Genomic DNA, 14,685 nt, shown 5'->3' on the forward strand with positions numbered 1-14,685 from the left:
CCCGGTAGGTGCCCGGCTGCCGCAGCATGGCCAGGAATTCTTCCCGGCGCCGGGCCACCTCGCCCACACCCAGTTCTTCGCCGCGCTGCATGGGATGCAGGCGGTACTGGTCGCCCACCCATACCTGGGGCATCGGGGGGAGGTCGGGCTGCCATCTGGTCCAGAATACCTCCGACACAATGTCCTGGTCCAGCCCGGCCAGGTGGACCAGGGTTCTGGGGTGCAGCACCAGGTCCGAGTCCACCAGGAACAGGTAGTCGTATCCGCCCTCCCGGGCCATCTGGAGGAAGCGGTTCTTGTAGCCGGCCACCTTCCAGATCAGGTCCTCTTGCCAGTGGTGGGTCTGTTCCGTGCAGTGGTAAATATCCCCCGGGCGATCACCGGACAGGATTTGCACATTGTCCCGGCCGGCGGCGAAATCCCGCAACAGCCGGCATTCCTCCGGATGATCGTCGACAAAGGCATAGGACACCGTCATTCCGGTTGTGTCCAGCTGTTCCAGGGACCACAGGAACTCCTTCAATATGGCCGGTTTTTGCCGCACCGGGCTGGCCACCAGCACTTTCTTCATAGTTCTTCCCCTTTCACTGTTCTGGAACAGGCTTCTTTGATCAGCAGCAGGTCAGGGTCGTTGGGGAACATACACAGCGACCCCTCCAGCACAGTTTTCAACCGGTCATGATTCCCTGCCTTTAACAGCGCGGCACAGAGCAGCACCAGCAGGTCGTGGAAATAACCCTCGTGGCCCCGCACCAGCACCAGGGCTTTCTCCAGCTGCTCTATGCCCCTGGCCGTTTCACCACAATGGCAGTACTCAATGCCCAGGCTGTAGAGAAGGAAGGGATCGGCCGGTTGCTTCTCCAGTGCCCTGCAGATTATGCCGATGTTGCGCCGGTGTTTATCCCTGGCCTGTAACTGCCGCTGCAGGTAGCCCCGGTGGTGGATGACCAGGCCGGAACAGGCCAGCCCGCCCCCGCCGTTTTGGGCCATAATGGATCCGGCCACCTGCTCATGGATGGCGCCTGTAAAACGGTAGGCCGGGTTGTTTTTAAACAGCCGCACCACCCGGTCTTCGGCCACCGTCTCACCCCGGCCCAGGTAGTTGCGGATGGTCACGAAGTAGCCTTCCACTCCCGGTGCGGAAAGCAGTGCAGACAGTTCCTGCGGGCTAACCGGGGCCAGTATCTCGTCGGCGTCCAGGACCAGGATCCACTGCCCGCGGGCCAGGGCCAGGGAGTAATTCCTGGCGGAGGCAAAGTCGCCGGCCCAGGGGTAACTGAACACCCGGGCGCCCCGGGAAACGGCCACCTCCACCGTACGGTCCGTGGAGCCCGTGTCCACCACAACGATCTCCTGCACCAGGGAACGCACGCTGTCCAGGCAGGAGGCCAGGCAGTGCTCTTCGTCCCTGGCGATTACGCACAGGCTTACGGTAGGACTGCCGCTCACGGGATCAACCCCCCCGCCGGGCCGAATTTAAAAGCCGCCAGGCGGCGCAGGGCGCCGGCCTTTTCCGCCAGGTAATTGCCCAGGGATGCGCAGGCCTCCGGTGACAGGGTGCTTAAATAGGCAATGGCCGCTGCAGCCAGGTGATGAGGCCGGCGGGGCAACTGGGCACGGCCCGGTCCGGGTGTACCCGCCCGGAAACGCAGGCATTTTTCCAGGACGTCCAGGATTATGCGGATAACCTCCGGTTCCCGGGCCTTTTCCGGGCGTAAGGAGCTTGAGCCGTCCCGGCAAAGGGAAATCAGGTTCAGCAAAGCCACGGCCCGGCTGCGCTCCGGCTGTTGCCGCCAGAGGGAGAGGGCCCGTGTCCTGGCCGTTTCATACTCCTTTTGCAGGATAAGAGCCACTACCTCATCCACGGCCAGGCCCGGGTCAAAGGCACGGCCGGTTGCCCTGTGGCGTTCCACCAGGTGCAGGGCTTCCTTAACCCGCCCGGCATAAACATAAAATGCGGGTGATGGCAGCCGGTTTTCTGCCAGGGGCAGGCCGTCCAGGCAGGCGCAGGCCAGATCCGGGTAGCCGGCTTCGAAGAACAGCCCGGCCAGGGCAGCGGCTATGGCCCCCTGGCGGCAGTGCCCGGCATTCCGGAGGCGGGCCAGCGCCTGAAGGGGTCCCTCTTCCACCAGCAGAATTAAAAAGAGGTTGTAGAGGGGGTAAATATAACCGGGGTTGGCCGCAAGGGCCTGCTCGTAATATTGCACCGCCTCCTGCCAGCGGCCCAGCTTTTCATTACAGTAACCCAGGTGATAAAGGGAGAGAAAGCTTTCCGTGCCGCCGGTATGGCCGAACAGAGCCGGCGGTAGCCCGCAGTTCACCGCCTCCTGAAACCACCGGCGGGCAATTTCATATTCCCCCTTTTCTTCAAACAAAAGCCCCCCATCGAAAAACAGGTCGGTGTAGGCTGGGTAGCGGTGAGTTTCCTCAAGACAAAGACAGATGGCCTCGTCCAGCCGGCCCAGGGATTGGCAACAGGCCACCAGGGCGCGCACTGCCTGTGCCCGGAAGAGGATGTGACTGTCGTCCAGTTCCCGGCAGGCCCGCTGCAGATGGGGCAGCGCCCGGGCGGCCCGGCCCAGCCCCAGCCATTCCACGCCCAGGTAATATTGCCAAAAGGGGTTGGCCGGATCGGCGGCCACCGCCCGCTGCAACAGGGCCAGGTTGCGCCCCCGCCGGCGGCGGCGCTCCTGTGCCGGAAGGGGATGGTGCCGGATGACCGGGGCTGCGGCCATGCCCACCGCTGCGGGGCGCTCCACCACCACCTGTTCATGGATGGCCCCGGCGAAGCGGTAACAGGGCCTGTTTTGAAACAGGCGCAGGACGAAAAAGCGGCTGTAACTGCCGGGCAATTCCGCGGACATCTGGTGCAGGGGCAGGAAGAAGGCTTCGTGCCCGTTAGTGTTGTGCACCAGATGGTCCAGGCCGCCCCGGCCGGTGTCCAGCTCTTCATCGGCATCCAGGGAGAGGATCCACCGGCCCCGGGCCCGGGTCAGGGCGAAGTTGCGGGCGGCGCTGAAGTCGCCGTGCCAGGGATAGTGGTATATCCGGTCCGTGTAGCGGCGGGCGATCTCCACCGTGCCGTCGGTGGAGCCCGTGTCCACTATGACCATTTCATCCACCACCCCCCGCACACTGTTCAAACAGCGGGACAGGTGGGGCTCTTCATTGCGCACAATCATTGCCAGGCTTATCAAGGGTTTCATCGTTCCACCCCCGTCTCTTGCCGAAGACGTTTTAGAACAGGCACGTCCGGGTATCTGTCCAGGGCTTCCTGCAATATTTCCCGCCGCATCTTTTCGTAAAGCTCCGCCAGCCTGGCGTAATGCCGGGGCTCCGCCGGCTCCAGGGCCAGGGCCCGCCGGTACAGTCCGGCGGCCTCCAGGAAATCCCCCTGACCCTCCCTGATTTCCCCCAGGGCATAAAGGGTAGCGGCGCACTCCCCCTTCTCCGCCAGGTGCATCTGAAAATATTGTGCGGCTTCTGCCGGGTGGCCGTAACGGGAGAACAGCTGACCTATGGCCCTGGCGTTCCGGTGCAGGCACTCCCGGGAAAGGCCGCTTAAAAGGGACACAGCCCGCTCTTTTTCCCCCAGGTCCAGGGCACGCATGAGTATGTCCAGGAGAAGGGACATGCCCTCTTCGCCCAGGTCCAGCCCGGGTTTCCGCCGGCGGCCCGGGGTGTCCTTTAAAAGGGCCAGCACAGCCCCCGTATCGGTGGTGAGTCCCAGGGAAAACAATTCATCGACCAGGGAGCGTACCCGGCGGCGGTTACCCTGAAACCAGAAGCATAAAATTTTGTTCAGCCTGGCCAGGGGATAAAGCCGGTGGCCGGGCTTGAAACCGTCAATGATGTGCAGGGCCTCCAGGTAGCGCCGCTGCTGGATCAGGCAGATGGCCTTCCAGAGCATTACCTCCGGCGACGTTTCCTGGCCGGCCGTGCCCCGCTCCAGGTACTCCAGGGCCAGGCCGAAGGCGCACTGCTGGAAAAGGATCCGCCCCATTAAAAGATTGGCCCCGGGTGTGCAGAAATCACAGAGCTGCTCCAGGCATTGCCGGGCATACGCCGGGTCCTCCCGGGGCTGCAGGAGGCGGGTGATACTTTCCAGGGCCGGGGTGAAACGGGGATTGTCCCGCAGGCTCTGCACGTAGTAGCCCATGGCTTCTTCGAGATTTAAAAAAAGTTCCGCCAGGCGCCCCAGCTGGTAAAGGGAGCGAAACCCCCGGGTGCCGGCAAAGGGGGCGTAAGACACCGGCTGTTCGGGCATGGCCAGGGCCTGTTGAAAGTGCTCGAATGCCCGCCCGTAGTTTTTTTGCTCCATGTGGATCAGCCCGCCGTAATAATAAAGGTCTGCGTAATCGGGAAATAGATTCAGCCCCGCCTGAACGACTTCCAGTGCCCGGTCATAATTGCCGGCGGCCTGGCAGGCCAGGACGATGTAACGCAGCAATTTGGGCAGGTAAATGGTCCGGGGGTCGATGCCCCTGGCTGCCCTTAAAAGCTCCGCGGCCGCTTCCCCGTACCTTTCCGCCCGGTAAAGCTCCACGCCGTAATGGTAGCGCAGCAGGCGGTTTTCCGGGTCCCTGGCCATCTCACGCTCCAGAATGGCCAGGTTGCGGTTTTTCTTGTCCTTTTCTTTTATTTGCCTGTCCAGGTAGCCGTAATGCAGGATGACCAGGTCCTCGGCCGTCCGGTACCGGGCCTGGCTGTTTTTTTCCAGGATCACATCCACAATCTGTTCATGAATGGCTCCCCGGAACCGGTAGTCCGGCCGGTGACGGAAAAGGCGGAAGACCAGGTCCGGGCAGGTCTCCACCCACCCTTCGTTACCCAGGTAGTTGATTATCTTCACAAAATAACCATCCACGTCCCCGGCTGCGGTTAGACGGCGCAGCACCGGCTGGCTTTCCCGGACCAGCTCTTCGTCGGCATCCAGGAATAAAATCCAGTCCCCCGTGGCCCGTTCCAGGGAAGCATTGCGGGCGTCACTGAAGCTGCCGTTCCAGGGAAAGGAATACACCAGGGCACCCCATTCTTCCGCCACCCGGCAGGTGCCGTCGGTGGAGCCGGTGTCCACCACTATGATCTCATCCACGGCGCCGGAGACACTGGCCAGGCAGCGGCGCAGGTTCTGTTCTTCATTACGGACAATCATGCACAGGCTGATTCTATTACCCATCTTGCTCCAGCCTCTTTCAATCGTTGTTGGCCGTAAAACACGGTCGGCAACCGGGCGGCAGGGCCGCCTGCCGCCGGGGGAATAAGAAAAATATTTTTAGTTAATTTATGCGTGGCAGGCATAACCTTCCACAGCTAGGTAGAATATCCTACAATATGGCCAATATTTACCATGAGAGGAGGAAGGTTTATGCCGAACTATAAGATTTTTCAAGACAATCCAGATAAAGCGCGGATCAAGATTTTCGGCAGCCAGGATGTAGCCCTGAACACCGACGTAACCGGCAATCTGGGTATAACCAGCACGGGCCTGGCGGTGACGGCGCCGGCCAACGGGCTGATGGTGACGGCCCCGGCGACGGGCCTGGCCATCACGCCGCCCACGGGGGGATTGACCATCACCAGTACGGGCCTGGCGGTGACGGCGCCGGCCAACGGGCTGATGGTGACGGCCCCGGCGACGGGCCTGGCCATCACGCCGCCCACGGGGGGATTGACCATCACCAGTACGGGCCTGGCAGTGACGGCGCCAGCCAACGGGCTGATGGTGACGGCCCCGGCGACGGGCCTGGCCATCACGCCGCCCACGGGGGGATTGACCATCACCAGCACGGGCCTGGCGGTGACGGCGCCGGCCAACGGGCTGATGGTGACGGCTCCGGCGACGGGTCTGGCCATAACACCGCCCAGCACGGGCCTGCTCATCACCAGTACCGGCCTGTCCGTAATGAGCAACCTGGTCACTACGGACGTGTCGGCAGTCCGGGGCGGCATTACAGACACGGCCGGCAGCCCCGATGTAACCTACAATGTGCTCAATCTCAGGGCCTGGAGCTTTGGCGTGGTCAATGCCTCCACCACCATCGCGCCTGCCACGGTGCGGCTCCAGATCAGTCCCGATGGGACCAGCTGGTTGAACGAAACCGGTCCGGTGACGCTGAATACCGGCGATGTGACCGCCCTGGTATCCTCCATATTCCTGAAATATGCGCGGGTTTACTATGCAGCGGTGAACGCGGCCAGTGTCGTCACCCTGAACATCTTCTTCCAGGGGCAGACTTAAAGACCGGGAAAGTTTCCCGGGGAACAGCCGCTCCTGCAGCGAACAACGACCAGCGGCGGGAAGGCCGGGATTTACCGGCCTTCCCGCTGTTTACAGCACAGGTGGATTGGGGGACACAACCGGTGGCCGGAGAATATTTTGTAAACAGGGGGTGAGCGAAATGCAAAGAACAGGCACCGGGACCGGTGATGGCAGGATTGTCCGCCGTGATCCCGCATTCGGCCCCGGTATGGCCGGGGCCATAATCGGGGGTGTGGCCGGTGGTGTGCTGGGGATGGTGGCCCTGGTCATTTCCCTGGTTGCCTATCAAAAACAAATTCCCGACACCCGGCCGCTTTTTATCAGCACGGTGGAAAAGGGCCTGGTCACCCGGGACCGGGACGGCCACAGCAAAACCAGGGATATCGCCCGGATCCGCACCTTCTCCTTTCTGGTGCGCAATGAAGGACCCCACCCGGTGGTGGTCCAGCCGGAATTAAGCCCCGATGGAACCGCCTGGAGCCCCTTTGGCGAATTGTCCTACGCCATTGAACCGGGGGAAGAGCAGCTGTTTGTCCCCCAGTATTTCCTGCGTTACGCCCGGGTCCGCTTCCGGAACCAGATACCGGGCTTTGATTCGGTGATTACCGTATGGTTCCAGGGGCAGAGCTGAAAATGTTTGTTTCAATCATTATTCCCGTGAGAAACCAGCTGCCCCTGACCCGGGCCTGCCTGGAAAGCGTTTTTAGGCACACTGCGGAGACGGTGGAAATCATTGTGGTGGACAACGGTTCCACCGACGGCACCCGGCCATATCTCCAGAACTTTCCGGCTGTCAGGATGGTGGCCGCCGGTGACGTCCCCTGTTTTGCCGCAGCCTGCAACCGGGGTCTGGCCGCCGCCCGGGGGGAATATCTTTTGCTTTTAAACAACGATGCGCTGGTAACCAGGGGCTGGCTGCGGGGGCTAATCAAACATCTGGAAAGCAATCCCGCGGCCGGAATGGTGGGGCCTTTATCCAACTGCGGCGGCCTGGTGCAGACCATTCCCGTGGCCCCGTACTCCGTGGATCAGGTGGAGGAATTTGCCCGCCGGCTGCAGGTGCAGAACGCCGGGCGGTGCCGCCGGGTCAACGCCTTAAGCGGCTTTTGCCTGTTAATCAAAAGACAGGTTTTAAACACCATCGGTGGTCTCGATCCCCGCTTCGTCCCGGGATATTTTGAAGACGACGATTTCTGCCTGCGGGCTGTGCTGGCCGGCTTTCAATTGCTGGTGGCCGAAGATGTGTTTGTCTATCATCACGGCCAGCGCACTTTCGCCGGGGAGGGGCTGGACTGCCGGGCCGTTTTGCGGCAGAACTGGGAGCGCTTTCGCCGCAAGTGGGGGCTGCCGGCGGATTTTCCCCCGGGAAAACGGCTCACTTCCCCCCTGATTTTAAAGCAGCCCTTTGACCCCAGGCGCCATGTGGTCCCTTTACGGTGACTGATCAGTAAAGGGCCGCCGGCAACAGGGAAGCGGCGATGGCAATATATACCAGGGGCGCCTTAAACACCAATCCGGCACCGTAACATATTATGGATAACAGGTAAAACTTGACCAGGATAAGAGGTGTGCAAAAAATGGCTTTTCAGCTAACCAGTTTCGACCTGGCTACCAGAAATGCCGGAAGCCAGCAGCATTTTGACTTTTTCATTCTCCCCGAGCCCCGGGTACTGGTCGGCGGCGTGGTGCGCCGGCCCGACGGGACGCCCGTGCCCTGTGCAGCAGTGGTCATTTTTCGCCGGGAAGGAGATAAGCTGGGACCGGCCATCGGCCATACCTTCACCGATCAGGACGGGCAATTTGTCTTTGGCCCCCTCCCTCCGGGCACAGACTTCAAGGTAAAGATATTCTACATGGAAAACGCTGTCGCCGGGGATGAGGCCCAGGTGGTGGAGTCCGGCATCTGGCCGCCCGTTTTCCCCCTGCCGCCCATAGCCCCCTTTCCGCCCATAGCGCCGCTACCCACGGTGGCCCCCATAGGGTAATCTGCCTTCCGCCCGGATGGCCGGCTGCTTGCGCCGGGGTAAGACCGCAGATGTCTTGCCCTTTTTCCTGCCCTGAAAATACATTTTCGTTCCTCTGTTGGTGCCGCCGCAGGCGACGTGGGGGTCTTGTTTGGAAATTACCGTGGGGAAGGGGGATGCCACTTTGTCTTTATATTCCATAATCATCCCCTGCCGTAACGAGGGGGAGCACCTGCGCCGGACCATCCTTTCCCTGGAGCAGGCCCGGGGACCGGAGCAGGAAATTATTGTGGTGGACGACGGATCGGAGGATGGGTGCTGTGACTTCCTGCGGTCAGTAGAAATGCCGGCGGTGCGGTTGGTGGCCGCGGGGAAGCTGGGCGTGGCCGGTGCCCGTAATGCCGGGGCAGCCGCAGCCCGGGGGGAGGTTATATGTTTCTGTGATGCTCACCTGGAAGTGCCCGCCGGGTGGCTGCAGTCTCTGAGCCGCCCCATCCGGGAAGGGGCGGCGGACGTGGTTTGCCCGGCGGTGGCCGATTCCCGCTCTCCCGGGGCGGCGGGCTACGGTGTCACCTGGGGGGCTGGCTTGCAGTGGCAGTGGATACGCTCCCGCCCTCCCGGTCCCGCTTACGTCCCCCTGGCTCCCGGGGGTTGCCTGATGATGTCCCGGCCGGTCTATGAAGCCCTGGACGGGTTTGAAAGGGGATTCTGTGGATTTGGCTTCGATGACCAGGAGTTTTCCCTGAAAGCGTGGCTTTTTGGTTTCCGGGTGATGGTACAGCCGGAAGTGACGGTGAGCCATTTCTTCCGGCCGGCTCACCCCTATCCGGTGGGGACGGAGGAAGTTTTATACAATTTCCTGCGCATGGCCCTTTTGCATTTTCACCGGGAGCGTCTGGCCCGGGTGCTGGAAATGACCCGGGGCCATCCGGATTTCCCCGGAGTGATGGCCCGGCTGCTGGCGGGTGACGCCCCGGAGAAGAGGCGCCGTTATTTTCAGCGGCGCCGTTACGACGATGACTGGTTTATGGAGCGTTTTAGCATTCCCTTTTAGCGTTGGAACCCGCTATGGTGCCGATGGTAGCGGTTTTACTGAATAATTATGCGTTGCCGAAACTGCCCGGCGGCGGTGGATTCTGCCGGACCAGGTGGGAAGATCCGGGGGCGGGTCTTGAAAAACCCGGACCAGCAGCAATGGGCCGGGAAGGGTCCGCAGGGATCGGAGGCAATACTGCCCGGGCAGTTTGGGGCGGCCTTTTTACCCTATCCCTGCGGCAGGAGGAGGGTCCGATGCCGGACAATCGGTTCGGGGGTGGGGCCGGCCTGGCCTCGGTAATTATCATTGCCCGGGATGAGCAACCCTACCTGGAGCAAACCGTCCGGTTCATGAACGCGGTGCCGGCCGGCTATCCCATGGAGATTGTGGTGGTGGATGACGGCTCCCGGGACGGCTGCGCCCGTTTCCTGAGCTACTCGAGGGAGCCGCGCCGCCGGATAAGATTGCTGTCCACAGGGGGCCTGGGGCCGGCCCGGGCCAGGAACCGCGGTGCCCGGGAGGCTGCCGGGGGGATTCTGGTTTTCTGTGACGCCCATATCATTGTCCCCCCCGGCTGGCTGGCTTCCCTGGCGGCACCCCTGGCGGCGGGCCTGGCCGGCGCCGTTTGCCCGGCTCTGATACACACGGCCGACCCCGCCCGGCCCATTTACGGCGGCACACTGAACAGCCGGCTGTCCTGGACGGGGTTGACCAGCCCCGGTGCGGTGTTCCCGGCAGGCATGGTTGAATTGCCGTCCGGACCTTGCGATACCCGTTTGACCCCCTCACCCGTACCCCTGGCCCCGGCCGGTTGCCTGGCCGTACGCCGGGACGCCTTTTGTGGGGTGGGCGGTTTTGAAGAGGAACTGGCGGCCTGGGGATACGATGATGTGGAGTTTTCCTTGAAACTGTGGCTTTTCGGCTATCCGGTGGCCGTGGTGCCCGGGGTAAAGGTGGTCCATATCAGCCGGCCACTGCGCCCTTATCAGCGGTGGGGGGAGGAGCTGACCGCCAACCTCCTGCTCACCGCCGCTCTGCATTTCAGTGACCGCCGCCTGGCCCGGCTGGTGGGGCTGGCCGGGAGCTACCCGGGCTTTGCCCGGGCCTGGAGCCGGGTGTGGCGGGAACCGGTATGGCAGAAGCGGCAGGAGTATTTCCGGCGCCGGGTATACGATGACGACTGGTTTATGACCGTCTTCGGCGTCCCGTTTTAGAAAAAATCCCTTCCGGTACCTGGTGACTGGGGGCCGGGAACCACTGGCTGCAAATGTTCACTGAAACCGGTGGTTAATACAAAGGCACGGCGTTGTCCTTAAGCGATAAGACATTGCGAAGCGCCGGAGTGAGCGGGACAACGCCGTGCCTGCACCGGTTTTACCGAACAGTTACCGCAGGTTTAACTTTAGTGATTGGGGATAGGCTGTATTGCACACCCCTGGTACCATCTGCATAGTATGTTCCCAGGTGGTTGTAATGGAGCACTTTGCCTTTATAATCTGCAGCCAGGACGGCAGCCGTTACGCCCGGTGCCTGCAGTACCTGCAGGCACTGGAACGCAGCAATATACAGGCGGAGATCTGGCGGGTGTCGTCATCCCGCAGCATTGCCGCCGCCTACAACCGGGTCATGGAAAGGAGCAACGCCAGGTACAAGGTATACCTGCATGATGATGTATTTATCTTAAACCGCCGTTTCTGCCAGGATGTCCTGGCGGTCTTTCAAGCCGATCCCCGCATTGGACTGCTGGGCATGTGCGGTTGTAAAAAAGTCCCTGCGAACGGTGTCTGGTGGGAGGGGGTCGGGTACGGCCGGGTTTATCACGGGGAGCCGCCCCGGGCGCTCCTTTTCCACCAGCCGGAAGGCCCCTATGAAGAGGTGGCGGCGGTGGATGGCTTGCTTATGGTGACCCGGTACGATATACCCTGGCGGGAAGATATCATCGACGGTTTTCACTTTTACGATCTGTCCCACTGCCTGGAGTTTGCCCGCCGGGGTTACCGGGTGGCGGTGCCGCGGCAGGAGGAGCCCTGGTGCTATCACGGGAGCGGCGGGAAATGCGACCGGGAGTACCACCGGTTGCGGCAGGTCTTCCTGCGGGAATACGCCGCGGAATTGTCCTGAAAGGGCAGGTGGATAACCGTTGGCCAGCGTGTTGTTTATCGATGGAGCGCTGCCTCCCTTTCCCCGCCCCAACCGGGACTGGCGCGTGCTGCGCATGCTCGGCGCACTGGTCCGGGCCGGCCACCGGGTGATCTACCTGGTGCGGGAGGGGGAGCGCCATGAGATTTACCGGCCTGCCTTTGCAGAGGCCGGGATTCAATTTTATGTGGAGCGGGGGGCGCGCATCTGCCGGCACAGCATTGTGGGCTGCCCGGCGGTGGAGCTGGAACAGTTGCTCAAGGATATTTCCTTTGACCTGGCCTGCATTCATTTTGTTGCCAATGCTCTGGCTACCATCCCGGTGATCCGGCGGTATTCACCCCTGACCCGCATTGCCGTGGATACGGTGGACCTGGCTTCCTTACGGTTATGGCGGGAGGCGCTGGTTACCGGCCGGGAAGAATTGCTGGTAGATGCGTACCGCAGCCTGGAAAGGGAAATGGCCGTTTTCCGGCAGGCCGACTTAATCATTGCCGTTACGCCCCTGGAGGCAAAGCTGATCGGCCGCATGGTTCCCGGCGCCAGAACGGCCGTGATCCCGGTGATGGCCGACCCCTGGCCGGCGGTGCCGTCCTTTGCCGCCCGGAAGGGCCTGCTGTTTGTGGGCCACTTTTCCCACCGGCCCAATGTGGATGCAGTCAATTACCTGGTGCGGCATATATGGCCCCTTTTGCAAAAGCTTTTACCCGGCGTGGATCTGTGCATTGTGGGGGACCGGCCGCCGCAGGAACTTGAGGGCCTGGCAGAACAGAGAATTAAAACTACCGGCTATGTGCCGGGACTGCGCCCCTACCTGGAGGGCTGCCGCCTGCTGGTGGCCCCCATCCGTTACGGTGCCGGCATGAAGACCAAGATAGTGGAGGCCCTGGCGGCCGGATTGCCGGTGGTGACCACCGGCATGGGAGCCGAGGGAATGGAGTTGCAGCACGGCGTCAATGTTTTAATTGGCGACGATCCCCTTTCCTTTGCCCGGGCCACCGCCGCCCTTTACCGGGATGAGCAGCTGTGGAACCGTCTTTCCCGGGCCGGGCGGGAGCACGTGCGGCGCCATTACAGTTTTCCCGTGGTGGCCCCGGCCATTTACGGCCTGGTTCATCCCCGGGCGTAACATTAAAAAGCGAGCGGGCCGCCCCTGTCGCTTTTCTACCGCTCCCGGGGGACGACCGCCGTCCGGACTTGTGGTGATGTGAATCGACATCCATCCTGTTGTGTCATTGGCCGGTGACGTTTACTCGGGTTTCATTATTCCGGGAGGGTAAAGCCGGTGCTGGTTTCCATCATCATACCGGTGCACAATCAGTTGCCACACATCCAGAACTGCCTGCGGGCCCTGTGGCGTCACACGGCCCGCACCTTTCCCTGGGAAGTGGTCGTTGTGGACAATAATTCGGATGGTCAAACGGCAGCCTGGCTTCAGTCCCTGGGAGACAGGGTGCATCTAATTGCCAACGGCACCAACCTGGGCTATGTCCACGCCTGTAACCAGGGGGCCGTGGCGGCCCGGGGCTCTTACCTGCTCTTTTTAAACAGCGACACCATACCCCTGCCCGGCTGGCTGGCGGCCCTGGTGGGCGCCATGGAAGCCAGTCCCCGGGCCGGGGCGGCCGGCGCCCGGCTGCTCTATCCCGACGGGCGGCTGCAGGAGGCCGGTTCCATCATCTGGCGGGACGGCAGCGGCTGGAACTACGGCCGGGGGGACGACCCCTGGCTGCCCGGATACAGCTACCCCCGGCCGGTGGATTACTGTTCCGGTGCCTGCCTGATGGTGCGGACGGATCTTTTTCGCAGGCTGGGCGGATTTGATACCCGCTACGCGCCCATGTATTACGAGGATGCGGACCTGTGCTTTGGTTTGCGGCGGCTGGGGCGGGCGGTAATTTATGTCCCCGGCGCGGTGGTTATCCATGCCGACGGGGGTACGGCCAGGGCCGGGGGCGGGCAGTGGCGCCGGTACATGGACATCAACAGGGGAAAATTTGTTGAGAAATGGCGGGATGTCCTCCGTTTCCACTATCCTTTCGCTCCGGAAAATGTGGAGCGGGCCTGCTGCCGCCTCTTATACGGGGAGGAGAAGTGAGTTGAAACGGGCGTTGATTACGGGCATCACCGGCCAGGACGGCTCTTACCTGGCGGAGTTTCTGCTCGGCAAAGGTTACCGGGTTTACGGGCTGGTACGGCGCTCCAGCGCGGGCAACCCGGAGCGGATCCGGCACCTGGAAGGGCAGGTGCACCTGCTCCCCGGCGATATGCTGGACCAGCCTTCCCTGGTGGCCGCCCTGGATCAGGCGGAGCCGGATGAAGTGTACAACCTGGCCGCCCAGTCCTATGTGGGGGTTTCCTGGCAGCAGCCGCTGCTGACGGCCCAGGTTACAGGTCTGGGAGTGACCCATTTGCTGGAGGCCATACGCACGGTAAACCCCAAAATACGGTTTTACCAGGCCTCCAGTTCCGAAATGTTCGGCCGGGTGCGGGAAATCCCCCAGAATGAAAACACGCCCTTTTATCCGCGCAGCCCCTACGGGGCGGCCAAGGTCTATGCCCACCACATCACCGTCAACTACCGGGAAAGTTACGGCCTGTTCGCCTGCTGCGGTATCCTGTTCAACCACGAGTCGCCCCGGAGGGGACTGGAGTTTGTCACCCGGAAGGTCAGCGACGGGGTGGCCCGCATCAAGCTGGGCCTGGCCGGGGAACTGCGCCTGGGCAACCTGGACAGCCGCCGGGACTGGGGCTATGCCGGGGATTATGTGGAGGCCATGTGGCTGATGCTGCAGCAGGAAGAACCCGGCGATTATGTCATTGCCACCGGGGAAACCCACCCGGTGCGGGAACTGGTGGAAACGGCCTTCAGCCACGCCGGCCTGGACTGGCGGAAATACGTGGTGGTGGACCCCGCCCTTTACCGGCCGGCGGAGGTGGAACTGCTCTGCGGGGACTATTCCCGGGCGCGGGATAGGCTGGGCTGGCGGCCGAAGGTGACCTTTGCGGAACTGGTACAAATGATGGTGGATGCGGATCTTGAGCGCTGGGAGAAGATTTTGCAACCGGGACGGCCGGTGGACGGGGATGCGGGGGCGGCACTGCTGCCGCCGGCGAGGTAACGGGTACGCCGGCCCCCGGTGCCGTTGAGCGGCGGAGGGGATATGGCCCCGGAAGTGAAATGGTGACGGCCATTTTATATAGTAACGTAACCTTGAAACGCCGTGTGTCTGCATGGCCGGAAATGTGCCGGTCACCGGATGAAAGCGGTTGAATTGAGTACG

General features: G+C 62.2%; 13 protein-coding genes and 1 pseudogene. 10 read left to right on the forward strand and 4 right to left on the reverse strand.

From position 1 onward, the window contains the following. The 4 genes and pseudogenes from GFC01_RS10400 to GFC01_RS10415 all read right to left on the reverse strand — a co-directional run. Positions 1-571 (reverse strand): annotated as a pseudogene (locus tag GFC01_RS10400) (glycosyl transferase); the annotation flags it as partial. Continuing rightward, positions 568-1,449, reverse strand: coding sequence for a glycosyltransferase (locus GFC01_RS10405; protein WP_152946961.1), 882 nt, complete (start codon positions 1,447-1,449; stop codon positions 568-570). The pseudogene GFC01_RS10400 and the gene GFC01_RS10405, both read right to left, overlap by 4 nt. After that, a complete protein-coding gene (locus tag GFC01_RS10410; protein WP_152946963.1) occupies positions 1,446-3,206 on the reverse strand; it encodes a glycosyltransferase in 1,761 nt (586 codons plus the stop codon). Before GFC01_RS10410 ends, GFC01_RS10405 begins: the two co-directional genes overlap by 4 nt. Further along, positions 3,203-5,179, reverse strand: coding sequence for a tetratricopeptide repeat-containing glycosyltransferase family 2 protein (locus tag GFC01_RS10415; protein ID WP_152946965.1), 1,977 nt, complete (start codon positions 5,177-5,179; stop codon positions 3,203-3,205). The genes GFC01_RS10410 and GFC01_RS10415 overlap by 4 nt, the downstream gene beginning before the upstream one ends. A gap of 189 nt (positions 5,180-5,368) precedes the next feature. On the opposite strand from GFC01_RS10415, the gene GFC01_RS10420 reads away from it, so the two are divergent. From GFC01_RS10420 to gmd, 10 genes are all read left to right on the forward strand, one after another. Beyond that, entirely contained in the window at positions 5,369-6,241 is an 873-nt protein-coding gene (locus GFC01_RS10420) for a DUF6385 domain-containing protein (protein WP_152946967.1), read from the forward strand. 160 nt (positions 6,242-6,401) lie between these two features. Then, entirely contained in the window at positions 6,402-6,893 is a 492-nt protein-coding gene (locus tag GFC01_RS10425) for a DUF6385 domain-containing protein (RefSeq protein WP_152946969.1), read from the forward strand. 2 nt (positions 6,894-6,895) lie between these two features. Next, positions 6,896-7,702: a glycosyltransferase family 2 protein gene (locus GFC01_RS10430; protein WP_194174894.1), complete on the forward strand. Its 807-nt coding sequence runs from the start codon at positions 6,896-6,898 to the stop codon at positions 7,700-7,702. A gap of 137 nt (positions 7,703-7,839) precedes the next feature. After that, entirely contained in the window at positions 7,840-8,247 is a 408-nt protein-coding gene (locus GFC01_RS10435; RefSeq protein ID WP_152946973.1) for a carboxypeptidase-like regulatory domain-containing protein, read from the forward strand. A gap of 163 nt (positions 8,248-8,410) precedes the next feature. Then, positions 8,411-9,280: a glycosyltransferase family 2 protein gene (locus tag GFC01_RS10440; RefSeq protein ID WP_194174895.1), complete on the forward strand. Its 870-nt coding sequence runs from the start codon at positions 8,411-8,413 to the stop codon at positions 9,278-9,280. 236 nt (positions 9,281-9,516) lie between these two features. Then, positions 9,517-10,476 carry a glycosyltransferase family 2 protein gene (locus GFC01_RS10445; RefSeq protein WP_194174896.1) on the forward strand — a complete coding sequence of 320 codons (960 nt, stop codon included), beginning with the start codon at positions 9,517-9,519 and terminating at the stop codon, positions 10,474-10,476. A gap of 259 nt (positions 10,477-10,735) precedes the next feature. Then, complete coding sequence (locus GFC01_RS10450; RefSeq protein WP_152946978.1) at positions 10,736-11,383, forward strand: glycosyltransferase family protein; 648 nt, start codon at positions 10,736-10,738, stop codon at positions 11,381-11,383. A 28-nt stretch (positions 11,384-11,411) separates the two neighbouring features. Further along, positions 11,412-12,530 (forward strand): glycosyltransferase family 4 protein, encoded by a 1,119-nt coding sequence (locus GFC01_RS10455; protein ID WP_341473904.1) that lies wholly within the window; start codon positions 11,412-11,414, stop codon positions 12,528-12,530. A gap of 156 nt (positions 12,531-12,686) precedes the next feature. Then, positions 12,687-13,499, forward strand: a complete 813-nt coding sequence (locus GFC01_RS10460; RefSeq protein ID WP_152946982.1) for a glycosyltransferase — start codon at positions 12,687-12,689, stop codon at positions 13,497-13,499. A 1-nt stretch (position 13,500) separates the two neighbouring features. Beyond that, on the forward strand, positions 13,501-14,523 hold the full coding sequence (gene gmd / locus GFC01_RS10465) for a GDP-mannose 4,6-dehydratase (RefSeq protein WP_207707611.1): 1,023 nt from the start codon (positions 13,501-13,503) through the stop codon (positions 14,521-14,523). Positions 14,524-14,685: the final 162 nt, after the last annotated feature.

It is taken from the genome of Desulfofundulus thermobenzoicus, from assembly GCF_009428905.1.
In the GTDB taxonomy this organism is placed as follows: Bacteria; Bacillota; Desulfotomaculia; order Desulfotomaculales; family Desulfovirgulaceae; genus Desulfofundulus_A; species Desulfofundulus_A thermobenzoicus.

Excerpts from the sequence above, each read along its gene's own strand:
- GFC01_RS10410 (WP_152946963.1), bottom strand. The coding sequence starts at position 3,206 with ATGAAACCCTTGATAAGCCTGGCAATGATTGTGCGCAATGAAGAGCCC.
- GFC01_RS10415 (WP_152946965.1), bottom strand. The coding sequence starts at position 5,179 with ATGGGTAATAGAATCAGCCTGTGCATGATTGTCCGTAATGAAGAACAG.
- GFC01_RS10420 (WP_152946967.1), top strand. The coding sequence starts at position 5,369 with ATGCCGAACTATAAGATTTTTCAAGACAATCCAGATAAAGCGCGGATC.
- GFC01_RS10425 (WP_152946969.1), top strand. The coding sequence starts at position 6,402 with ATGCAAAGAACAGGCACCGGGACCGGTGATGGCAGGATTGTCCGCCGT.
- GFC01_RS10430 (WP_194174894.1), top strand. The coding sequence starts at position 6,896 with ATGTTTGTTTCAATCATTATTCCCGTGAGAAACCAGCTGCCCCTGACC.
- GFC01_RS10435 (WP_152946973.1), top strand. The coding sequence starts at position 7,840 with ATGGCTTTTCAGCTAACCAGTTTCGACCTGGCTACCAGAAATGCCGGA.
- GFC01_RS10445 (WP_194174896.1), top strand. The coding sequence starts at position 9,517 with ATGCCGGACAATCGGTTCGGGGGTGGGGCCGGCCTGGCCTCGGTAATT.
- GFC01_RS10450 (WP_152946978.1), top strand. The coding sequence starts at position 10,736 with ATGGAGCACTTTGCCTTTATAATCTGCAGCCAGGACGGCAGCCGTTAC.